Here is a 20231-nt window from a genome sequence, read left to right as displayed (position 1 = left end):
AGGCCGCTCAATCAGGCGATTCAATAAAAAAATGTTAGCAGACTAATTACTGTTCTGTTACATAATTCTCCGCGGTATGATGCGCGGCGCGGCTGGCCTGAAGCTGCATGAAATAGCCGATGGCGGCAAGCACCACTGTCGCCAGCATCACGCTGGTGGTTGCCAGCAGTGGTGCGGCGATAAACGTCGATACCACCAGGCTTGCCAGGAAGCACAGCCCCAGTTGCAAGGTGTTCTGCATCGCGGCGGCGCGACCGGTCGCCTGTGGGAACGGCCGCAGCGCCTGTGCCACGACAATCGGGTAAATCATGCCGTTAGCCATCGCCATAATGCAGAACGGAATCAGCAGCGCCGTCAGCGTGACGCCGGCAAACAGGCCCACCGCCCAGGTGGAGATGGTGCTCAGCGCGAAAACGATCATCGCCCACGGCAGCAGTTGTTTTCCTTCCCATTTTTGCAGCGCGGCGCGGCACCCGTAGCCACCAATCAGAAAGGCGATCGTCTGCGGCACATAGCTCAGGCCGATAGCGCCAGGGCCGTAACCCATCTCATGCAACAGGAACGGCGAACCGGTTAACCAGGCAAAAAAACAGGCGGAGCAGGCGGCATACACCAGCACGTTACCGCAATAGGCGCGCGAACGCAGCAGGATGAAAAAGGTCAACGATTTGCCGCTCTGTTGCTGCGGTTTTGGCGCCGGTTTCAGGCGCAGCGCCGGGATCATCAGCACCAGCGTGATGGCAAACAGTACGGCGAAAATCGCCTGCCATTCCAGATGCACCAGGATCCAGCTACCCAGCAACGGCGCCAGCGCCGGTGAGAGCGCCACCAGCGGCATAATGGTGGCAAAAATACGGTTAGTGCGGTGCGTCGGATAGTAATCCGTCACCATCGCCTGCCAGGTCACGGTTGCCGCACAGACGCCGACTGCCTGCACAAAACGCAGGACCAGCAGCAACATGCCATCACGCACCCACAGCATGCCGAGGCAACCGAGGGCAAAAATCGTCAGACCGCTGAGCAGGACGCCTTTGCGGCCGTAGCGATCGGAAAGCGGTCCCCATAACAGTTGCGCCACTGCGAAGCCCGCCAGAAACAGGCTCAGGCTGGCGCTGACCGTGGACGCCGGGGTTTGTAAGTCACTCTGAATGGCCGCGAACGCAGGCAGATACATGTCAGTTGCCAGAAAGCCGAGCACGCTCAATCCGGCCAGCCAGGCAAGAAATAATTTTCCAGGTTGCATATCTCTTTCTCTTTATGAATGCAGGTGTACCACAGGCGCAAAGTGTAGGGAGTGCAAAGGCGCTTGTGAAACGCTAATATTTGTCTGGTGAATTCAAAATTTTTGCAGGCAGAAAATGTGGTCGGAATATTCTCTCGAAGTCGTTGACGCGGTGGCAAGAAATGGCAGTTTCAGCGCGGCGGCGCAGGAGCTACACCGGGTGCCATCGGCGGTGAGCTATACCGTACGCCAGCTGGAAGAGTGGCTGGCAGTGCCGCTGTTTGAGCGCCGTCACCGCGACGTCGAACTGACGCCTGCTGGTGTCTGGTTTCTCAAAGAAGGGCGGTCTGTTATCAAAAAAATGCAGATCACCCGTCAACAGTGTCAGCAGATCGCCAATGGCTGGCGCGGGCAGTTGTCCATTGCCGTCGATATTATTGTCAGACCGGAACGGACCCGGGAGCTGATCGTTGATTTTTACCGCCATTTCCCGGACGTCGAACTGATCGTCTTCGAGGAAGTGTTTAACGGCGTTTGGGATGCGCTTGCCGACGGGCGTGTTGAACTCGCCATTGGCGCCACGCGGGCGATCCCGGTCGGCGGACGCTACGCCTTTCGCGATATGGGCATGCTGAGCTGGCAATGTGTGGTGGCGGCGAATCATCCGCTGGCGAAAATGCCGGGGCCGCTCAGCGACGACACGTTGCGCAACTGGCCATCGCTGGTGCGCGAGGATACTTCACGATCACTGCCCAAACGTACCACCTGGTTGCTGGATAACCAGAAACGCGTGGTGGTACCGGACTGGGAATCGTCAGCGACCTGTCTTTCTGCGGGGCTGTGCGTCGGCATGGTTCCCGCCCATTTTGCGCGTCCGTGGACAGACCGCGGCGACTGGGTGGCACTGGAACTGGAAAATCCGTTTCCGGATGCGGCCTGTTGCCTGACGTGGCAACAGCAGGATGTATCACCGGCGCTGGCGTGGTTGCTGGAGTATCTGGGTGACAGCGAAACGCTGAACCGGGAGTGGCTGCGGGTGCCGGAATAACCAGCACCCGGGAGAGGATTAACGACGGTAGTCGCGGAACGGACCGTCCGCCACGGAGCGGCGTTCAATAAGGCGCGGATGCACTTCAATCGACTGTGACTCTTCACGCTTGTTGACGATGCGATCGAGCAACATATTGAACGCCGTTTCGCCCAGCGAATCTTTCGGCTGGTGAATGGTGGTCAGCGCCGGCGAGAAGAAGCGGGCGTTGCGCACGTTATCGTAACCAATAATGGAAATGTCCTGCGGCACACGCAGTCCCATCTCATCAGCGGCGCAAATCGCGCCCATCGCCATGATGTCGCCGCCGCAGAAAATTGCTGTCGGGCGAGGGGACTGGGAGAGGATCTGCTGCATGGCGCGATAGCCGGATTCCGGTTCAAAATCTCCCTGCACGATCCAGTTTTCCGGGATGTTGACCTGCGCTTCCTGCATGGATTTCATAAAGCCTGCGAGACGACCCGCGCCGGTGTTGCGTTCCAGTGGCCCCGGGATCACGCCAATTTCGCGATGACCGCGATCCAGCAGATAACGCCCCGCCATATAACCGCCTTCAAAAGCGTTATCAATTACCGCATCGGTAAAATCGGCGCGCGCTTCGCCCCAGTCCATGACTACCATCGGAATATGGCGGTACTCTTCCAGCATCGAAAGTAACGAGTCCGGATATTCAGAACACATCACCAGCAGGCCATCCACGCGCTTTTGCGCCATCATCGACAGATATGCCTGCTGTTTTTCCAGGCTGTTCCAGGCGTTACCCAGGATCAGGGTATAGCCTTTCTGGAAGCAGTTTTTCTCAACAGCTTCGATAATTTCCGCAAAGTAGGCGGCTTCGCTACTGGTGGCCAGCAGACCGATGGATTTGGTGTGGTTAACCTTCAGGCTGCGAGCCACGGCGCTGGGCGAGTAGTGCAGCTCTTTGATCGCTGCCCACACGGCATTACGCGTCTCTTCAGCGACGAAACGGGTTTTGTTAATTACGTGTGATACGGTTGTAGTGGAAACGTTTGCGCGTTTCGCTACATCTTTAATCGTTGCCATAGATCTCACTCCAGACCATATTCTCTACTCCTGAATAACAGGCACGTAAACGTTTGCCTTAAAACACCCTGTAGCAATCAACGTTGATTGCGGTACGCCGGGTAAACGACACAGGACGTCAGGAGGGGGTCAGTGGCCGGTACGCTTTTAATTTAGCGTGGGATTTTGTCCTATCCGCGCGAAAAGGGGAAGAGAAAATTCAATAACGCGACAAAAGCGTGAAGATTTTCGCGTAATTATGTGTAAAATGATCAAGCTCACTATCGGTGTGGGAATAACAAGGAGAGAAAATTGATGAGTGCCGAATTAAAGCTTTCGTTAACCACCACAGTTGTTACCCTGGGCCTGATCGTCATCACTGGCCTGATCGCCGTCCTGAACTAAGTTTGTCGGGGGAGAACCTTCTCCCTCGCGTCCTCCCCGCATTATTATCATTTCTGCAATAATCTTTTGTCTTTTTTGTTACTTCAGTTTTTTGTGATTGCTGTCATACTTTCTGCATCTTACAGGGTACCGCGCTGATGTCGCGGCCAACCGGAGCTGCTAAATGAAAGTGAATTATCCATTAGTTGCCCTTGCCATTGGGGCATTTGGCATCGGGACCACCGAATTCTCACCGATGGGCCTGCTGCCCGTCATCGCCGAAGGGGTGGATGTCTCCATCCCCGCCGCTGGCATGCTGATCAGCGCCTACGCTGTCGGTGTGATGATCGGCGCGCCGCTGATGACGCTGCTGCTGTCGCACCGCGCTCGTCGCAGTGCGCTGATATTCCTGATGGCGATTTTTACGCTCGGCAACGTGCTGTCGGCTATCGCCCCGGATTACACCACGCTGATGCTGTCCCGCATTATTACCAGCCTTAACCACGGCGCATTCTTTGGGCTGGGTTCGGTGGTGGCGGCAAGCGTCGTGCCGAAACATAAACAGGCCAGCGCCGTTGCGACCATGTTTATGGGGCTGACCATCGCCAATATCGGTGGTGTGCCGGCGGCAACCTGGCTTGGTGAAACCATCGGCTGGCGTATGTCGTTCCTCGCCACCGCCGGGCTTGGCGTTATCGCCATGCTGGGCCTGTGGTTCTCACTGCCGAAAGGCAGTGCCGGGGCGCGCCCTGACGTGAAGCGCGAGCTTTCCGTGCTGGTTCGTCCGCAGGTGCTGTCTGCGCTACTGACGACGGTGCTGGGCGCAGGGGCGATGTTCACGCTTTATACCTACATCGCACCGGTGCTGCACAGCATTACCAACGCCACGCCGCTGTTCGTGACGGCGATGCTGGTGCTGATTGGCGTGGGCTTCTCCATTGGTAACTACCTCGGTGGTAAGTTTGCTGACCGTTCGGTAAGTGCGACGCTGAAAGGCTTCCTGCTGTTGCTGATGGCGATCATGCTGGCCATTCCGTTCCTTGCTCAGAGCCAGATCGGTGCGGCAATCAGTATGGTGGTCTGGGGTGCGGCAACATTCGCGGTCGTGCCGCCGCTGCAGATGCGTGTGATGCGTGTCGCCAGTGAAGCGCCGGGTCTGTCTTCTTCAGTGAACATCGGTGCGTTTAACCTGGGGAATGCCCTGGGGGCGGCAGCAGGTGGTGCGGTGATTTCAGGCGGTCTGGGCTACAGCTTTGTGCCGGTGATGGGTGCCATCATTGCTGCGCTGGCGCTGTTTGTGGTGCTGTTTAGCGGCACCCGCCAGACTGAAGAAGTGTGTGCCAGTAACTGATTGAGTAAAATACGCAGAAGGGATTGCCCCTTCTGCGTTCTGGTTTATGCTGCCAGATTCTTCGCAACAAATCCCCAGTTTACCAGCGCCCAGAAGTGCTCAAGATAATTCGGGCGGGCGTTACGGTAGTCAATATAATACGCATGTTCCCACACATCGACAGTCAGCAACGGCGTCGCGTTTGTCGTCAGCGGCGTACCGGCGTTAGAAGTGGAGACAATCGCCAGGCTGCCGTCGGCATTTTTAACAAGCCAGGTCCAGCCAGAGCCAAAGTTTTTCACCGCTGCGTCGGTAAACTTCGCTTTAAACTCGGCGAAGCTGCCAAAGGCCTTGTTGATGGCGGCAGCGACGTCGCCGGTCGGTTCGCCGCCCGCGTTCGGTGCCAGGCAGTGCCAGTAGAACGTGTGGTTCCAGACCTGAGCGGCGTTGTTGAACACGCCACCTTCAGAGGAACGTACAATCTCTTCCAGCGTTTTGCCTTCAAACGCCGTCCCTTTGATCAGGTTGTTGAGATTGGTGACGTAGGTCTGGTGGTGTTTTCCGTAATGATATTCCAGCGTTTCAGCGGAAATATGCGGCGCCAGGGCGTCTTTTGCATACGGTAATGCAGGTAATTCGAACGACATTGCTACTCTCCTTTTTATAGTTAATTGTCCCAGCAACCAGGAATAACCCTGTAGTGGGTAAGGGTAGGGTAACAAATTGAAAGGGGTGACAAAAGAGGAACTTACCCCGACGTGTTTGCGTCAGGGTAAGGATCAGCGGATCGTCTTAGGTGTCATCACTCGGCGGGCGCCGACATAGTGGCGAGTCCAGTAATCTTCACTCAGCGAGGTGACCTGGATGTCACGACCGGAGCGCGGTGACTGGATAAACTTACCATTACCAAGGTATACGCCGACATGATCGGCGGTGCCGCGACCACGGGTGCGGAAAAATACCAGATCGCCGCTTTCCAGCTCACTACGGTTTACCGGGCGGGCATCGCGCAGATGGTACATTTCGTTAGCGGTGCGCGGAATGCGGATGTTGACCAGATCTTTATACGCGTAATACACCAGGCCGCTGCAATCAAAACCGGTGCGTGGAGACGTGCCGCCCCAGCGATACGGTTTACCAATCTGGCCCATCAGTTTGTTCATTGCCGTTTTTTGCGCTTTTTGCACGCGGGCTTTATGTACATCCGCCAGTTTCATGGGCTTTTTATCACCCACACTGATGCATTTCTTTTTCTTACCGTTGCGCGTGGTGGTGCATTTCTGCGTCACTTTCGTGGCGGCAGTGCGTTTGCCAGCGGAAGCGGTGGTTTTACGTGAAAGGGCGGTTGAGGCGGAATTTTTCTTCTTGCTGGTGGACGCGGTGGTTTTTTTGCTGGTTTTCTTTGCGGTGGTTTTACTTTTGTTTTTCTGGCTGGTGGTTTTTTTCTTCGGTTCAGTGGTTTTCGCCAGTTGTGTTTTTTGCGTCGCCGAGGCGCGCGCCTGCTGAGACGCATGCGACAATGGTGTAAATGAGAGCGATGTAAACAGTAAAGCACAGAGCGTGATCGAGATTTTATTTATCCGCGCCACTGAGCAGTCCTCTGATTATGGCAGGCCTGCAATCATGCCTGCGTATGATTTTCAAAACGCCTCGATTCTAATGCATAAAATCACAAAATGTTAATAGCCTTTTTGCATCTAAAATAACGTTTCGTAAGCGAGTGCAAAAAAAATCATCAGCGCAGTGACATCTGGAAACATAACGCTCAACTTTTCGTCACAGATGCCGATAAAGGGATATTTTTAAGGCAACTTATCGCGACAGACGATAAAATGATGAAGAGTGAACAAAATGTTATTTTCTGTCGTCAGCCAGAAACGATACACTGTCTGACTACGGCCGTAAAAGAAGTTAAAGGAAGCAAAGACAATGAGCACTACTGTTGAAAAAATCCAACGCCAGATCGCTGAAAACCCGATCCTTCTCTACATGAAAGGTTCGCCGAAACTGCCAAGCTGCGGCTTTTCCGCCCAGGCCGTACAGGCGCTCTCTGCCTGCGGCGAACGTTTCGCCTATGTCGATATCCTGCAAAACCCGGATATCCGCGCTGAGCTGCCGAAGTACGCAAACTGGCCGACCTTCCCGCAACTGTGGGTTGATGGCGAGCTGGTTGGCGGCTGCGATATCGTCATTGAAATGTATCAGCGCGGCGAACTGCAGCAGCTGATCAAAGAGACCGCAGCGAAGTACAAAGAAGATGAGCCGAAAGCGGAATAATCTTTCTGGCAATAAAAAAGCGAACTGAGATGTTCGCTTTTTTTATGTCTGTTATTCCGCCGGTTCCGCCGGCGGCCAGCCGCCAAGACGTTTCCAGCGGTTGACGATTTCGCAAAACAGGATGGCGGTCTGTTCAGTGTCATACAGGGCTGAGTGCGCCTGAGCGCTGTCAAATTCCATACCAGCAGCGGCACAGGCTTTTGACAGGACCGTCTGCCCGAGCGCCAGTCCGCTCAGTGCGGCGGTATCGAAGGTCACGAACGGGTGGAACGGGTTACGCTTGAGCGAGGCGCGCCCGGCGGCTGCCATCATAAAGCTGTGGTCGAAGGTCGCGTTGTGCGCCACCATGATCGCCCGGTTGCAACCGCTCTCTTTGATGCCCTTGCGCACCGCTTTGAAAATCGCATGCAACGCATCATGTTCGCTCACCGCGCCGCGCAGCGGGTTGCTCGGGTCAATGCCATTAAACGCCAGCGCTTCCGGCTGAAGATTGGCGCCTTCGAACGGCTCGACGTGGAAATGCAGTGTGGTATCCGGCATCAGCCAACCATGCTCATCCATTTTTAACGTCACGGCGGCGATTTCAAGCAGCGCATCCGTACTGGCGTTAAAACCGGCCGTTTCAACATCAATCACGACGGGATAAAAACCACGGAAACGGTCGCACAGACCATTAAGTTGAGCGTTGTCGGACATCAGAATCTCTTAGACGTAAAAAAAGTAGCGCGCATTATGGCAAATTTTGCCTGATCTTTGTAGCGGGGGATAAAACAACGGGCGCCGCAGCACCCGTGGAGACGCGGGTCAGTTGCCGAGGCCTTTGCCGGCATCTTTCTCTTCGATAAGCTCAATTTTGTAGCCGTCCGGATCTTCAACAAAGGCGATCACCGTGGTGCCGCCTTTTACCGGGCCCGCTTCGCGCGTGACGTTGCCGCCATTCGTACGGATGCGCGCACAGGCTTCCGCCGCGTTTTCAACGCTCAGCGCGATATGACCATACGCGGTGCCCAGATCGTAGCTATCCACGCCCCAGTTGTAGGTCAGCTCAATAACCGCTTCATCGCTTTCCGGGCCGTAGCCAACGAAGGCAAGAGAGTATTTGTACTCCGGGTTTTCGCTGGTACGCAGCAGTTGCATGCCAAGGACGTTGGTGTAGAAGTCGATGGAACGCTGCAGGTCGCCTACACGGAGCATGGTGTGAAGTAAGCGCATAAAATCCCCTTATCTTTGATATCAATGCATTCAGAACGATGTTTTAGTATAGCGGCGGATGACCGCCGCTATCAATGAAGGGATTACAGCGTAGGGTAATCAGTATAGCCTTCGGCGCCGCCACCGTAGAAACTTTCCGGGCGCTGCGGGTTCAGTTCCGCTTTGCGCTGCAGGCGGGTGACCAGATCCGGGTTGGCTATCCAGTCACGGCCAAACGCCACGGCGTCAATCAGCCCCTTATTGAGCAGTTCGTCGGTTTTTTCCATCGTGTATGCGCCTGCGCCCACAATCGGGCCATGGAAACGTTCACGCACCTGGCGGCGGAATGCTTCGCTGTAGGGCTGACCACCGGCCCAGTCAGGCTCAGACATGTGCAGATAAGCAATGCCACGCTTGCCAAGCTGTTCAATCAGATACAGCGCATCGGCTTCTTCGTTCGGGCCGTTATCAAGGTTCTGGAACGTGCCGATCGGGGAGACGCGGATCCCGATGCGATCGGCACCCCATTCTTTAATCCCCGCATCCACCACTTCCAGCACCAGACGCGCGCGATTTTCCACGCTGCCGCCGTACTGGTCGGTGCGATGGTTCGAGGTCGGCGACAGGAACTGGTGCAGCAAATAACCGTGCGCGGAGTGCAGCTCAACCATGTCAAACCCGGCTTCGCGGGCGTTGGCGATCGCCTGACGGAAATCGTTCACAATCCCCGGGATCTCTTCCAGCGTCAGCGCGCGCGGCATTGAGGTATCCTCGCGGTAAGTATTACCGTTTTCGTCACGCAACGAGGTGCGCGTACCGCCGCTGATGGCAGAAGGCGCGACTGGCGCTTTCCCGCCTGGCTGAATGCTGGCGTGGGAAATACGACCGGTGTGCCACAGTTGAACCGCCATGTGACCGTTTTCGGCATGCACGCCGGCGGTGATTTTTTTCCATGCAGCGATCTGCTCCGGGCTGTGCAGCCCCGGTGCGCCCGCATAACCTTTCGCCTGAGCAGAAATCTGCGTGGCTTCGGAAATGATTAACCCGGCGCTGGCGCGCTGGCGGTAGTATTCGCCCATCAGCGGCGTCGGAATATCGCCCGGCTCGATGCTGCGCAGACGCGTTAACGGCGCCATAAAGACACGGTTCGGAACGGTAATCGCACCCACTTTCAGCGGGGTAAACACTTTTTGTTGTGACATGGTGACTCCTGAGTAGACCGGTCGTCTAGTGATGTTGTAAATTTAAGCACCTGTTAAACAACGGGTGCGGTAATTAGTGTTCTTACGTGCGCCAGCGCGCTTTCCAGCGCCGAGGCACAGCGAGACATTTTGGCCTGCAAATTAGCGCCCAACCACAGCGAGTAAAGTACCTGAGCCAGTTCGGCGGCATCGCCGTTAAACATCAGGCTTCCTTCGTTGCGGCCGTTTTCCAGCGCCTGCGCGAGCAGGGCGGTGATCCTCTGCGCGCCCTTATTCATTTCGGCGCGCATCACTTCTGACAGGTCGCACACTTCAGCGCTCAGTTTGACCGTCAGGCAGCCGCTGATCACCCCTTGCTCGGTGAACTGCGTCAGGGTGTGCTGATAATACGCCAGCAAACGATCGCGATAATTACCTTCGCCCTGGGTGAAATGCACAGTCAGACGCTGGTAATACTCCTCAAAGTAGCGCTCCAGCATGGCAACGCCAAAGGTCTCTTTTGAGCGAAAGTAATGATAAAACGATCCCTTCGGGACTTCGGCGGTTTTTAGCAGTTCGCTGAGCCCCATGCCGGTAAAACCCCGGTGCATGCAAAGCTGCTCACCGGTGGCAAGGATGTGTTCACGCGTATCACAATCAGTATGTCTGTTCATGGTGGCTAATGTAGTAGACCGATCGGTCTAATGCAAGCCGAATTTGCACGCGCTTTTTTGGAATAAAGGTTGCGCAAGGCGGGTGAAGCGTCTTCAATGAGAAGAATGATCAACCAACAGAGGGCGGGATGTGGCTGAACAGCTGGAATTCTTTCCGGTACAAAGTCCGTGCCGGGGAATTTGTCAGTCAGATGAGCGCGGTTATTGCCGCGGTTGCATGCGCAGCCGTGATGAGCGTTTCCACTGGCAAACACTGAGCGATACCCAAAAGCAGGAGGTGATCCGCCTCTGTCGTCAGCGTCTGCTGCGCAAATTACGCGCATCCAAAGCGGTTCCTCCTGAAGATCCTGAGCAGCCTTCACTGTTTTAGCGACAATTTTGCGTATACTCTTCCCAGGTCTTTATTGAGGAAGCTGTTATGGTTCAGCGAATTACCCTGGCACCGCAAGGGCCGGAATTTTCCCGTTTCGTGATGGGATACTGGCGGCTGATGGACTGGAACATGTCCCCACGTCAGCTGGTCAGTTTTATTGAGGAGCATCTGGATCTCGGCATTACTACGGTCGATCACGCCGATATCTACGGTGGCTACCAGTGTGAAGCGGCCTTTGGTGAAGCGCTGAAGCTGGCGCCGCAGCTGCGCCAGCGGATGGAAATCGTCAGCAAATGCGGTATCGCCACCACCGCGCGAGCGGAAAACGTCATCGGTCACTACATTACCGATCGCGATCACATCGTGCGCAGCGCTGAGCAGTCGCTGAAGAATCTGGCGACTGATGCGCTCGATCTGCTGCTGATCCACCGCCCCGATCCGCTGATGGATGCCGACGAGGTCGCAGAAGCGTTCCTGACACTGCATCAGAGCGGCAAAGTGCGCCATTTCGGCGTATCAAACTTTACTCCTGCACAGTTCACGCTGTTACAGTCCCGTCTGCCGTTTACGCTGGCGACCAACCAGGTGGAGATTTCTCCGGTTCATCAGCCGCTACTGCTTGACGGTACACTGGATCAACTGCAACAGTTGCGTATCCGTCCGATGGCATGGTCCTGTCTCGGCGGCGGTCGTTTGTTTAACGATATGGCGTTCCAGCCATTGCGTGACGAACTGACGACTATCGCGCAGGAACTGAACGCCGGAAGTATCGAACAGGTGGTTTATGCCTGGGTGATGCGTCTGCCGTCACAGCCGCTGCCGATCATTGGTTCCGGGAAGATTGAACGTGTACGTTCAGCGATTGTGGCTGCCGACCTGAAGATGACCCGCCAGCAATGGTTCCGCATCCGCAAGGCCGCGTTAGGCTACGACGTTCCGTAATGGTTTACCCTTGCGGAGTGACCGTTTTTCACTCCGCAATGGCACCGTCCGGCGGCGCCTGTTCGAGTTGTGAAAGGGAACAGTACAGTCGCCAGATCAGCGAGGCCAGTTCCCGCGCCGCAGGCTGATGATGTTTCGCCAGCGTATCGCAAATCCGTTGTAACTCCTGCAACGATGATGCCAGCGGCCGGTGCTGCACGCCGCGCTCGCTCATGACATCCCGCAGCAACGTAATACAGAGGTCGCGCACCTGCGACAACGGGTCAGACCGCGCTTCCCATTCGCGTAACTGCCAGACCACATGTGAGCAGTTGAGCAAAACCACGCCCCAGCGCAACAGCCACCGGCGCGCCAGCGCATCCTTACTGTTACTCAACTGGCTGATGTGATGATAAACCCGTGATTCAAATTCATGCTCTGAGTGGGCAGGGCGACGGCTAAGCTGGTCAACAAAGTGACGCCGTAACGCGTGGATATGGCGGCGACTTTTCCGCGCGTCCGAACCGGGTCGCAGAATCGCAAAGGCCGTCCACGCCAGCCCCACGCCGAGAATTTTCGCCAGATTGTCATTGAGAAAATCGCCGAAATCGTACACCGGCGGGTTCGTCACGGCGATGAACGACCCCATAAAAACAATCAACTGCCCCCATAAACCAGCCAGTTTCGGCATCTGCAGTTTGAGCAACTGCATGGTGGTGAGCAGCGGAAAGAGAAACAGCAAAAACTGCCACAGCTCGGTGATCTGCACCATCAGACCAAACTTGACGATAAAGCTGAACAGCGACAGGAGGATGAGCGTGCGCATCAGCAGAGTCAGTGAATTAAACGGTGACGGTGAGGCGGAATAAAGCACGCAACAGATCGACGCCAGCGTCAGGGCGGAAGCGCCGGAATCCCACTGAGTATTGATGCTCCACGCGCCAACAGCCACCAGTGCGCAGAAGGTGCGGATCCCGTTCCACAGCGCTTCGGCATGATCGGTATGCCGCGCCAGCGCGGGTTCCCGCGGCACGTCAAACTCGGTAACGGCAGTGGCATTTTCCAGCCGGTTCAGCCAGTCGCTGTTTTTCAGATACAGACGGCAGAAGTAGCGCAGCCGGTGCCAGAACGCGTGGTGACGATAATCCTGCGGATCGGTCGGCGCCAGCGGCGCGATGATGCGGGAAACGCTGTAAAAATCGCTACCGGGCCGGGCAAGTTCAAGCAATAACGCTTCGATCACCGGGCGTACATTGTCCGGCGGTACCGGCCAGTTAAGCAGCAGGCGTCGCAGGCTGGAAATGACGCTGATTAAACGCAACTGCTGGTGCAGCAGGTAATTGAGCAGAGGGTTCTGGCGACGGAAACGATAATGGCTCCAGAACGCCTGGATGCGCAGCAGGTTGGCGGTCAGGATCTGGCTGATGATGCTCTGATGGGCGATACGAATGGCATCAGTGGTGTCGGGTTGCCAGAGCAGGCTGGCGTGCTCCAGCAGCCGGGTGTGCATGTTTTTTAGCGCGGTCAGCAAAGCGGTACCGTCAGAGGTGCTGGGCATGATCATCATCATCGTACCGCCGCACAGGATCCCGACAATTACCTCGCAGACGCGCGCCTGGGCGATGTCCCACAGCTCGGTCGGATCCACCACGTTAATCACCGGAAAGGCGATAATCGCGCAGGTATAACCGGCGAGCTGGAAGGCATAGGCAACATTGTTGGTGAACATCGCGCAGGCCCAGGTGCAGAGCGCAATCCATGCCGACATGCTGAAGAGAAAAAGCCAGGGATCCGTCAGCGTATGACCGGCAATGATCAGCGCAGCGGTCGCGCCGAACAGACTTCCGGCGATACGACCAAAACTTTTACTGATTACCCCACCAACGGTGGGAAAACTGACAACCGCCGCCGAGGTCATCGCCCAGTAGGGTTCATCGAGATTCAGGTAATACGCGATGCTGAGCGCAAGACACATGGCGATGCCGTTACGCAACGCGTAGCGCCATTGCGGCCGCGAGGCTTTAATCCACGGCAGCGACCGCCACGTCAGGGCAGGAAAGGTCATTCGTTCCTGCCGACCGCAACGGTGCAGGTGGTACCTGAGACCAGGGTGATCTCCGGCGGCAGGTTATCAAACTCGATACGCACCGGAACGCGCTGCGCCAGACGTACCCAGGGAATGTTAGGTTTAATATCGGCGACCAGGCCGCTGTCGCTCTCTACGCTCTGATCATAAATGGCGCGCCCGATACTGGAAACGTGACCGCGTAACTTTTGATTGTTACTGTAGAGGATAATTTCAGCGCTGTCACCGGCGCGGATATGACGCAGTTTTGTCTCTTCAAAATAGCCGATGACATAAAACGAGTGGCTGTCGACCAGCGCAAAAACCGGTTGGCCTTCAGTGGCATAGCTGCCGACGCGGGTGGACAGGTTTGTCACCCAGCCGTCAACCGGCGCTTTGACGACGGTCTGCGCCAGTTGCCAGCGGGCGTGTTCCAGCGAGGCCTGCGCCGCATCAACAGACGCTTTAGCCGCTTTCACTGTAACGTTCGCGGTATCGAGATCTTCAGCGGAAATGTAGTTTTGCGGCAGATTACGACGGCGGGTGGCTTCGTGGGTGGCCTTGACGAAATCGGTCTGCGCTTTTGCCAGCTCCGCCTGCGCATTCAGCACCGCAATGTTATACGGCGTGTCATCAATGCGAAACAGTACGTCACCGGCTTTTACCCGCTGGTTATCTTTTACATTGATCGCCTGAATACTGCCTGAAACCTGCGGCGTGATGCTGACCTGTTCGGCGCGTACTTTGCCGTCGCGCGTCCACGGCGATTGCATGTAGTAATTCCACACCAGCCAGACGATCACCAGAGCGATGGCGGCAATGAGTAAGGTCGAGAAATATTTGAGTTTTTTTATCATCAGGCATCACCATGACACAATAAGCATCAACGCCAGACACACGGACAGCGCGAATATAGAGAGATCCATCAACAGGGGATGCCAGATATCGCCCGCGTACATCCAGTCGCGTAACTGGCGATGGGCGATAAGCCAGATCAGAAAGCCCAACAGGACGGCTTTGAACAGCGGGGGAAAATAGATTGAAGCGCCGACCACCAGATCCTGAAGGGGCAGTCCTGATGCAGTGAATGTTAACATCACGAGCAGAAATCCTTTGCCTGGGCGTCGTAACAGGCCAATTGTGGGATCCACATCGGCAAAACGCATTTATAACTATTGAGAGTATAAATCATTGCTTTGGTTTGCGTTAAGAAGGCAATACATTGTTTTGGTATGTTAAATGCTGCACACTATCTTAAAATCAGTATAATAACTTAGCAAGCTAATTATAAGGAGATGAAATTGGAATCGCCATTAGGTTCTGATCTGGCCCGGTTAGTGCGCATCTGGCGTGCTCTGATCGACCATCGCCTGAAACCTCTGGAATTGACGCAAACGCATTGGGTGACGCTGCACAACATTCATCAGCTTCCCCCGGAGCAGTCGCAAATTCAACTGGCTAAAGCGATTGGCATCGAGCAACCGTCACTGGTGAGAACGCTTGACCAACTGGAGGAGAAAGGACTCATCTCTCGCCAGACATGTGCAAGCGATCGTCGTGCTAAGCGCATTAAGCTCACTGAGAAAGCTGAGCCGCTGATTGAAGAGATGGAAGCGGTGATCAGGAAAACGCGCGGTGAAATTCTTTCCGGCATCACCGCAGATGAACTGAACATGCTGCTCAATCTGATTTCACGCATTGAGCAAAACATTCTCGAGCTACAGGCAAGAGACTGAGCAACGCCGTCCTCTGAATAAATCAAAGGCCTTGCAATCGCAGGGCCTTTCTTTTTCTGATTTACTGCCAGACGACCACACGGTTGCGTCCAGCTTCTTTGGCGGCGTACATCGCCTGATCGGCGCGCTGCACGCACTCTTCAGCTGATAAATCATACTCCGCCGCGGTAAAGACCCCCATGCTGATGGTGACCGGTTCAGGCAACTGGCCGCCGCTGTTTTGCGGATCCTGCTGGCAAATAGTCTGGCGGATACGTTCCGCCACGTTCAGCGCCTCGTCGGCAGACGTGTTGGTCAGCAGCAGAGCAAATTCCTCGCCGCCGATCCTCGCAGCAACATCCTCGTCGCGTACAGCGTTCTGCAACACGCCGGAGACAAACTGGATCACCTTATCGCCCTGCAGATGACCGTACTGGTCGTTAATGCGTTTAAAACGGTCAAGATCGCTGACGATGACCGATAGTTGACGGGCAGGGGTTGTGCCAGGCAACTGCTGAGTTAACGTATCGTAAAAGTAGCTGCGGTTGTAAAGCCGGGTCAGCGGGTCGCGAATCGAATTCTGATAAGAATCGAGATACTTGTCGTGAGATTTGCGGTAGAGATTGAACACGTCGCACAGCAGGACAAAAATCAGGAACAGCGTCGTGACAGTTTCAATAAAGCGGGCCTGATACCAGGTGTAACCGGCGCTGTGATCAGATGACAGTAAAACCGCGAGCGTCACGATAAAACAGACGCAAAAGAAACCGCCGCTGTACCAGAATATATTCCGCAACCGCGAAATATAAACCAGAATTGCGAGGGTTACGCACCACATCGCCACCAGACCCCAGCCAATAATATTTCGCCACAGTGGCGTAAAAGTATAGGTTAAATTATCAATGAAACTCACATTGAGTAATGAGGATTTGCTGGAGTAAAACCAGGAGAGCGCAATCATTGATGCTGTGAATGTGATAATGGCAAATAATATCCATGCATGAATATGTCGTGCATGCATATCACGGCTACGAAATTTGAATAATATGACAGAGGCGACAAATAATGTTGCCATCATAATGTTACGGAAAAAGTAGAAAATAATCGCATCATTGTAATTAATTAAGCGCCCTGCGTTACACAAATACCACTGCGGATAGCTGCTGAGCGTGCCCAACATCAGCAGTGCGGAACCGGCGAAGGCACAGGCGATGGGCATCAGATACAAGCGTCGTCTTTCGCAGATATACTTCATAAGCATGAAGCCTGCGACCATTGCATGAAACACTAACAGAAATATCGTCATCGTCGGAAATATGACGGTGCTGATCCCCGGTGTATGCCTGATGGTTAACATTGACAGGTAAAAGAAGATAAAAACAGCGGTAATACAAATAGTAATAAACAGAAAGGCGTGGCGTGAATAGCGTCGCGTAGCGTTAAGCATAATAGACATCTCAATGTAAGCGGACTGCAATATGCAGCCCAAATTGTGCAGGTATCCTTCCCGCGTTACAGAGAGTGTATCTTTTTATTTATCAGAAAATATTGCGTCTGAACAAATAAAGCATTCGCGAAAATTCTGAATGCCATTTTTATGGTAATCATTTGTTTGAAAGATTAAGCAAGAATAAAAAAGTGTCAGCGCAGGTAAAACAGAAAAAGCGTGGCGCAGAGCGCGCCACGCAGGAAGAGATTAACGTGGAGAAACGGTCACCTGGCTACCATTGCTGGCCATTGCAACACGCTGCCCGGCAGAGAAGCGGGTATCACCCTGTTTCTGCACAACCATAATGGTGTTGCCGTCATCTTTGCGGATTTCCAGCTCAACCCCCTGGGTTTTGTTCATCGCACCCTGAACGCCCTGGCCTGCAACGCCACCTGCAACGGCACCTGCGGCCGTTGCCAGCGAGCGACCCGTACCGCCGCCGATGGTATTCCCGAGGAAACCACCCAGTACAGCACCGCCAATGGCACCAATGGCGTTGGTATCATTACCGCCCTGAATCTGGACCGGACGCACGTGGACAATGGTTCCGTAGGTCACGTTCTGAACCTGTTTTGCCTCGGATGCGGTATAAACGTCTCCGGACAGGCCACTGCTGCTGACACAGCCAGCCAGTGATAAACCCACCATAGAAACGGCTAAAATACGTAACATCATTTATGAATCTCCTGTTCACATGTAACGCTCGGTCGAGCATCCGTCATCATGCAATTATATGGTATTTGCACGCAGCAGGGCATCTGATCTGTCTGCAGATTCCAAAAATAATAGCAAAACGACATTTAACCAAAGATAAACGAGGGCGGATACCACCGCTGTGTAAAAATTGAATACAGCACCTTCGTGTTATTCTGCGAGGGATTGTTAAAATCTATTATTGCATCGTAGCAATGCGAAACGCTTTATGGTGGAGTGTTAATTCTTAAAACCTTACTAAGGAAGGCATATGAAATCGGGTCGCTATATTGGCGTAATGTCAGGTACCAGCCTTGATGGAGTGGATGTCGTGCTTGCCGCCATTGATGAAACGATGGTCGCCCAGCAGGCCAGTCTGACTTATCCGATCCCCGCGCCGCTGAAAGAAGCCGTGTTGGGCATTTGCCAGGGACAGCAATTGACGCTCTCGCAACTGGGGCGGCTTGACGTGCAGTTAGGACGGTTGTTCGCGGATGCCGTACTGGCGCTGATGAGCCAGGAGCGGTTACTGGCAGAGGATATCGTTGCCATCGGTTGCCACGGTCAGACGGTCTGGCATGAGCCAACCGGCTCCGCCGCGCATACTATGCAGATTGGTGATAACAATCAGATTGTGGCACGTACCGGTGTCACTGTGGTGGGTGATTTTCGCCGCCGCGATATGGCGCTTGGCGGGCAGGGGGCGCCGCTGGTTCCGGCATTCCATAACGCGTTGCTGGCCCATCCAGTTGAGCGCCGCATGGTGCTGAATATTGGCGGTATCGCCAACCTTTCCTTATTGATTCCTGGTCAGCCGGTGCGTGGCTACGACACCGGGCCGGGAAATATGCTAATGGACGCGTGGATCTGGCGTCAGCGCGGCAAACCTTATGATAAAGACGCGGAATGGGCGGGAAGCGGGAAAGTGATCCTGTCGCTGTTGCAGGATATGCTCAGCGATCCGTGGTTTGCTTTACCTGCGCCGAAAAGCACGGGCCGCGAGTATTTTAATCTGAGCTGGCTGGAGCGGCATCTGCTGCGTCATCCGGCGCTGCAACCGCAGGATGTGCAGGCGACGCTGGCGGAACTGACTGCGATTACCATCAGCGAACAAGTGTTGCTGAGCGGCGGCTGCGAGCGGCTGTTAGTGTGTGGCGGCGGCAGCCGTAATCCGCTGTTGATGGCAAGGCTGGCAGGCATGTTGCCGGGGACGGAAGTCACGACCACCGACGAAGCGGGCATCAGTGGCGATGATATGGAAGCGCTGGCGTTCGCCTGGCTTGCGTGGCGTACCCTCGCCGGATTGCCGGGCAATCTGCCGTCGGTCACCGGCGCGGCGGAGGCGTCTGTGCTGGGGGCGATTTACCCGGCGAACCCACGTAAGAATCAGAGTTAACTGAAATCCTGATGACAGGGCTGTCGTTAAAATGGAATGATTCACGTAGGGCATTGCCCTCCAGGACCAGGAAAGTCATCAGGATCGATCATGAAAAATCTACTGATTGCCGTTATTCCCTTTATGCTCGCGGGCTGTAGCTACTATAACCAGTTCGTGGAACGCATGCAGACGGACAAACTGGAATACCAGTGCGAGGAAAAACCGCTCACCGTTAACCTCAATAACTCCCGCGAGGAAGTCAGTTTCATTTATGACAACCAATTGCGTACGCTGAAACAGGGGCTTTCCGCTTCCGGTGCCCGTTATACCGATGGCGTATACGTTTTCTGGTCGAAAGGGGACTCAGCAACCGTCTACAAACGTGACCGCATCGTCCTGAATAACTGTCAGTTACAAAATCCGCAACGTTGAGATTTTCAGGCAGGGAGCGCACAATAACGCCTCCCAACGATGATGATTTCGAACGCCATGCCTGATAATGATGAACTGCAACAAATCGCGCATCTGCGCAGAGAATACACCCGTGGCGGCCTTCGCCGCCGCGATCTTCCCGAAGAACCGTTAACCCTTTTCGAACGCTGGTTACGCCAGGCCTGCGATGCGAAACTTGCCGATCCGACGGCAATGGTAGTGGCAACTGTTGATGAACACGGTCAGCCCTATCAGCGCATTGTGTTGCTCAAACACTATGATGAAAAAGGGCTGGTGTTCTACACCAACCTCGGCAGCCGCAAGGCGCATCAGATTGAACAGAATCCACGGATCAGCCTGCTGTTTCCCTGGCACATGCTGGAACGTCAGGTGATGGTCATCGGCAAAGCCGAAAAACTTTCCACGCTGGAAGTCGTGAAATACTTCCACAGCCGCCCGCGCGACAGCCAGATCGGCGCCTGGGTTTCAAAACAGTCGAGCCGCATTTCCGCGCGCGGGATCCTCGAAAGCAAATTCCTCGAACTGAAGCAAAAGTTTCAGCAGGGCGAAATTCCACTGCCGAGTTTCTGGGGCGGTTTCCGCGTCAGTATCGAGCAAATGGAATTCTGGCAGGGTGGCGAACATCGTCTGCATGACCGTTTTTTATATCAGCGTGATAGCGACGCCTGGAAAATCGATCGCCTGGCACCATAAACCCTAAAAATGTTGCGTTAAGCGCTGGCACAAGAAGGGCTGGCGCTTTATTCTATGAAACTTTCGTATCTGACGAAAAGTCGTGTACCGGCAGAGGTGCAGTCCGTTTATACATGGAGAA

The 20231-nt window shown here is 54.7% G+C and carries 23 protein-coding genes; 10 read left to right on the top strand and 13 right to left on the bottom strand.

The window, feature by feature from the left end:
* Window positions 1-46 precede the first annotated feature (46 nt).
* Entirely contained in the window at window positions 47-1243 is a 1197-nt protein-coding gene (gene punC / locus QMG90_RS11890) for a purine nucleoside transporter PunC (RefSeq protein ID WP_283279827.1), read from the bottom strand.
* Window positions 1244-1358: 115 nt separating this feature from the next.
* Here punC and punR point away from each other — a divergent pair, with 115 nt between their 5' ends.
* Window positions 1359-2270 (top strand): DNA-binding transcriptional activator PunR, encoded by a 912-nt coding sequence (gene punR / locus QMG90_RS11885; RefSeq protein WP_283279825.1) that lies wholly within the window; start codon window positions 1359-1361, stop codon window positions 2268-2270.
* An 18-nt stretch (window positions 2271-2288) separates the two neighbouring features.
* Here the strand turns inward: punR and purR are convergent, their stop codons facing one another.
* Window positions 2289-3314: an HTH-type transcriptional repressor PurR gene (gene purR / locus QMG90_RS11880; protein WP_283279824.1), complete on the bottom strand. Its 1026-nt coding sequence runs from the start codon at window positions 3312-3314 to the stop codon at window positions 2289-2291.
* A gap of 294 nt (window positions 3315-3608) precedes the next feature.
* On the opposite strand from purR, the gene cydH reads away from it, so the two are divergent.
* Together cydH and QMG90_RS11870 are read left to right on the top strand one after the other, a co-directional pair.
* Window positions 3609-3698: a cytochrome bd-I oxidase subunit CydH gene (cydH, locus tag QMG90_RS11875; protein WP_283279823.1), complete on the top strand. Its 90-nt coding sequence runs from the start codon at window positions 3609-3611 to the stop codon at window positions 3696-3698.
* Window positions 3699-3861: 163 nt separating this feature from the next.
* A complete protein-coding gene (locus QMG90_RS11870) occupies window positions 3862-5028 on the top strand; it encodes an MFS transporter (RefSeq protein WP_283279822.1) in 1167 nt (388 codons plus the stop codon).
* Window positions 5029-5072: 44 nt separating this feature from the next.
* On the opposite strand, the gene sodB is transcribed toward QMG90_RS11870, so the two are convergent.
* Together sodB and QMG90_RS11860 are read right to left on the bottom strand one after the other, a co-directional pair.
* Window positions 5073-5654: a superoxide dismutase [Fe] gene (gene sodB / locus QMG90_RS11865; protein ID WP_283279820.1), complete on the bottom strand. Its 582-nt coding sequence runs from the start codon at window positions 5652-5654 to the stop codon at window positions 5073-5075.
* Window positions 5655-5786: 132 nt separating this feature from the next.
* Window positions 5787-6596, bottom strand: a complete 810-nt coding sequence (locus QMG90_RS11860; RefSeq protein ID WP_283279819.1) for a C40 family peptidase — start codon at window positions 6594-6596, stop codon at window positions 5787-5789.
* 340 nt (window positions 6597-6936) lie between these two features.
* On the opposite strand from QMG90_RS11860, the gene grxD reads away from it, so the two are divergent.
* Window positions 6937-7284, top strand: a complete 348-nt coding sequence (grxD, locus tag QMG90_RS11855; protein ID WP_038153964.1) for a monothiol glutaredoxin 4 — start codon at window positions 6937-6939, stop codon at window positions 7282-7284.
* Between the two features lie 51 nt (window positions 7285-7335).
* Here grxD and rnt read toward each other — a convergent pair whose 3' ends face one another.
* The 4 genes from rnt to QMG90_RS11835 form a co-directional block, all read right to left on the bottom strand.
* Entirely contained in the window at window positions 7336-7980 is a 645-nt protein-coding gene (gene rnt, locus QMG90_RS11850) for a ribonuclease T (protein WP_283279817.1), read from the bottom strand.
* Between the two features lie 108 nt (window positions 7981-8088).
* Window positions 8089-8496: a lactoylglutathione lyase gene (gloA, locus tag QMG90_RS11845; protein ID WP_283279816.1), complete on the bottom strand. Its 408-nt coding sequence runs from the start codon at window positions 8494-8496 to the stop codon at window positions 8089-8091.
* Between the two features lie 83 nt (window positions 8497-8579).
* Complete coding sequence (gene nemA, locus QMG90_RS11840) at window positions 8580-9677, bottom strand: alkene reductase (protein ID WP_283279815.1); 1098 nt, start codon at window positions 9675-9677, stop codon at window positions 8580-8582.
* Window positions 9678-9730: 53 nt separating this feature from the next.
* Window positions 9731-10330, bottom strand: a complete 600-nt coding sequence (locus tag QMG90_RS11835; protein ID WP_283279814.1) for a TetR/AcrR family transcriptional regulator — start codon at window positions 10328-10330, stop codon at window positions 9731-9733.
* Window positions 10331-10460: 130 nt separating this feature from the next.
* On the opposite strand from QMG90_RS11835, the gene QMG90_RS11830 reads away from it, so the two are divergent.
* Window positions 10461-10700, top strand: a complete 240-nt coding sequence (locus tag QMG90_RS11830; protein ID WP_283279812.1) for a DUF1289 domain-containing protein — start codon at window positions 10461-10463, stop codon at window positions 10698-10700.
* Between the two features lie 48 nt (window positions 10701-10748).
* Window positions 10749-11645: an aldo/keto reductase gene (locus QMG90_RS11825; RefSeq protein WP_283279811.1), complete on the top strand. Its 897-nt coding sequence runs from the start codon at window positions 10749-10751 to the stop codon at window positions 11643-11645.
* Between the two features lie 28 nt (window positions 11646-11673).
* Here QMG90_RS11825 and QMG90_RS11820 read toward each other — a convergent pair whose 3' ends face one another.
* The 3 genes from QMG90_RS11820 to QMG90_RS11810 are packed head-to-tail and all read right to left on the bottom strand — an operon-like array spanning window position 11674 to window position 14786.
* The gene (locus QMG90_RS11820; RefSeq protein ID WP_283279809.1) at window positions 11674-13689 is read right to left on the bottom strand and encodes an FUSC family protein; all 2016 of its coding nucleotides are present in this window, start codon (window positions 13687-13689) and stop codon (window positions 11674-11676) included.
* Window positions 13686-14546 carry an efflux RND transporter periplasmic adaptor subunit gene (locus tag QMG90_RS11815; RefSeq protein ID WP_430381661.1) on the bottom strand — a complete coding sequence of 287 codons (861 nt, stop codon included), beginning with the start codon at window positions 14544-14546 and terminating at the stop codon, window positions 13686-13688. Before QMG90_RS11815 ends, QMG90_RS11820 begins: the two co-directional genes overlap by 4 nt.
* 6 nt (window positions 14547-14552) lie before the next feature.
* Complete coding sequence (locus QMG90_RS11810) at window positions 14553-14786, bottom strand: DUF1656 domain-containing protein (protein WP_283279808.1); 234 nt, start codon at window positions 14784-14786, stop codon at window positions 14553-14555.
* Between the two features lie 198 nt (window positions 14787-14984).
* Between QMG90_RS11810 and slyA the strand changes: the two genes are divergently transcribed.
* Window positions 14985-15425, top strand: coding sequence for a transcriptional regulator SlyA (slyA, locus tag QMG90_RS11805; protein WP_054180771.1), 441 nt, complete (start codon window positions 14985-14987; stop codon window positions 15423-15425).
* A 61-nt stretch (window positions 15426-15486) separates the two neighbouring features.
* Here the strand turns inward: slyA and QMG90_RS11800 are convergent, their stop codons facing one another.
* Window positions 15487-16851 carry a sensor domain-containing diguanylate cyclase gene (locus QMG90_RS11800; RefSeq protein ID WP_283279807.1) on the bottom strand — a complete coding sequence of 455 codons (1365 nt, stop codon included), beginning with the start codon at window positions 16849-16851 and terminating at the stop codon, window positions 15487-15489.
* 249 nt (window positions 16852-17100) lie between these two features.
* Window positions 17101-17568, bottom strand: coding sequence for an outer membrane lipoprotein SlyB (slyB, locus tag QMG90_RS11795; protein ID WP_038153976.1), 468 nt, complete (start codon window positions 17566-17568; stop codon window positions 17101-17103).
* A 289-nt stretch (window positions 17569-17857) separates the two neighbouring features.
* Here slyB and anmK point away from each other — a divergent pair, with 289 nt between their 5' ends.
* The 3 genes from anmK to pdxH all read left to right on the top strand — a co-directional run bounded on the left by anmK (window position 17858) and on the right by pdxH (window position 20110).
* A complete protein-coding gene (gene anmK / locus QMG90_RS11790; protein ID WP_283279806.1) occupies window positions 17858-18982 on the top strand; it encodes an anhydro-N-acetylmuramic acid kinase in 1125 nt (374 codons plus the stop codon).
* Window positions 18983-19072: 90 nt separating this feature from the next.
* Window positions 19073-19396: a C-type lysozyme inhibitor gene (gene mliC, locus QMG90_RS11785; protein WP_283279805.1), complete on the top strand. Its 324-nt coding sequence runs from the start codon at window positions 19073-19075 to the stop codon at window positions 19394-19396.
* Between the two features lie 57 nt (window positions 19397-19453).
* A complete protein-coding gene (gene pdxH / locus QMG90_RS11780) occupies window positions 19454-20110 on the top strand; it encodes a pyridoxamine 5'-phosphate oxidase (RefSeq protein WP_054180891.1) in 657 nt (218 codons plus the stop codon).
* The last annotated feature ends 121 nt before the right edge of the window (window positions 20111-20231 follow it).

Origin of the sequence: Trabulsiella odontotermitis (genome assembly GCF_030053895.1) — a bacterium.
Classification (GTDB): Bacteria; Pseudomonadota; Gammaproteobacteria; order Enterobacterales; family Enterobacteriaceae; genus Trabulsiella; species Trabulsiella odontotermitis_C.
This window is presented reverse-complemented; position numbering and strand designations above follow the sequence as displayed.

Bases quoted from the DNA above. Each gene is read 5' to 3' on its own strand.
- punC (WP_283279827.1), bottom strand. From the start codon at position 1,243: ATGCAACCTGGAAAATTATTTCTTGCCTGGCTGGCCGGATTGAGCGTG.
- punR (WP_283279825.1), top strand. From the start codon at position 1,359: ATGTGGTCGGAATATTCTCTCGAAGTCGTTGACGCGGTGGCAAGAAAT.
- purR (WP_283279824.1), bottom strand. From the start codon at position 3,314: ATGGCAACGATTAAAGATGTAGCGAAACGCGCAAACGTTTCCACTACA.
- cydH (WP_283279823.1), top strand. From the start codon at position 3,609: ATGAGTGCCGAATTAAAGCTTTCGTTAACCACCACAGTTGTTACCCTG.
- QMG90_RS11870 (WP_283279822.1), top strand. From the start codon at position 3,862: ATGAAAGTGAATTATCCATTAGTTGCCCTTGCCATTGGGGCATTTGGC.
- sodB (WP_283279820.1), bottom strand. From the start codon at position 5,654: ATGTCGTTCGAATTACCTGCATTACCGTATGCAAAAGACGCCCTGGCG.
- grxD (WP_038153964.1), top strand. From the start codon at position 6,937: ATGAGCACTACTGTTGAAAAAATCCAACGCCAGATCGCTGAAAACCCG.
- rnt (WP_283279817.1), bottom strand. From the start codon at position 7,980: ATGTCCGACAACGCTCAACTTAATGGTCTGTGCGACCGTTTCCGTGGT.
- gloA (WP_283279816.1), bottom strand. From the start codon at position 8,496: ATGCGCTTACTTCACACCATGCTCCGTGTAGGCGACCTGCAGCGTTCC.
- nemA (WP_283279815.1), bottom strand. From the start codon at position 9,677: ATGTCACAACAAAAAGTGTTTACCCCGCTGAAAGTGGGTGCGATTACC.
- QMG90_RS11835 (WP_283279814.1), bottom strand. From the start codon at position 10,330: ATGAACAGACATACTGATTGTGATACGCGTGAACACATCCTTGCCACC.
- QMG90_RS11825 (WP_283279811.1), top strand. From the start codon at position 10,749: ATGGTTCAGCGAATTACCCTGGCACCGCAAGGGCCGGAATTTTCCCGT.
- QMG90_RS11820 (WP_283279809.1), bottom strand. From the start codon at position 13,689: ATGACCTTTCCTGCCCTGACGTGGCGGTCGCTGCCGTGGATTAAAGCC.
- QMG90_RS11815 (WP_430381661.1), bottom strand. From the start codon at position 14,546: ATGATAAAAAAACTCAAATATTTCTCGACCTTACTCATTGCCGCCATC.
- QMG90_RS11810 (WP_283279808.1), bottom strand. From the start codon at position 14,786: ATGTTAACATTCACTGCATCAGGACTGCCCCTTCAGGATCTGGTGGTC.
- slyA (WP_054180771.1), top strand. From the start codon at position 14,985: ATGAAATTGGAATCGCCATTAGGTTCTGATCTGGCCCGGTTAGTGCGC.
- QMG90_RS11800 (WP_283279807.1), bottom strand. From the start codon at position 16,851: ATGCTTAACGCTACGCGACGCTATTCACGCCACGCCTTTCTGTTTATT.
- slyB (WP_038153976.1), bottom strand. From the start codon at position 17,568: ATGATGTTACGTATTTTAGCCGTTTCTATGGTGGGTTTATCACTGGCT.
- anmK (WP_283279806.1), top strand. From the start codon at position 17,858: ATGAAATCGGGTCGCTATATTGGCGTAATGTCAGGTACCAGCCTTGAT.
- mliC (WP_283279805.1), top strand. From the start codon at position 19,073: ATGAAAAATCTACTGATTGCCGTTATTCCCTTTATGCTCGCGGGCTGT.
- pdxH (WP_054180891.1), top strand. From the start codon at position 19,454: ATGCCTGATAATGATGAACTGCAACAAATCGCGCATCTGCGCAGAGAA.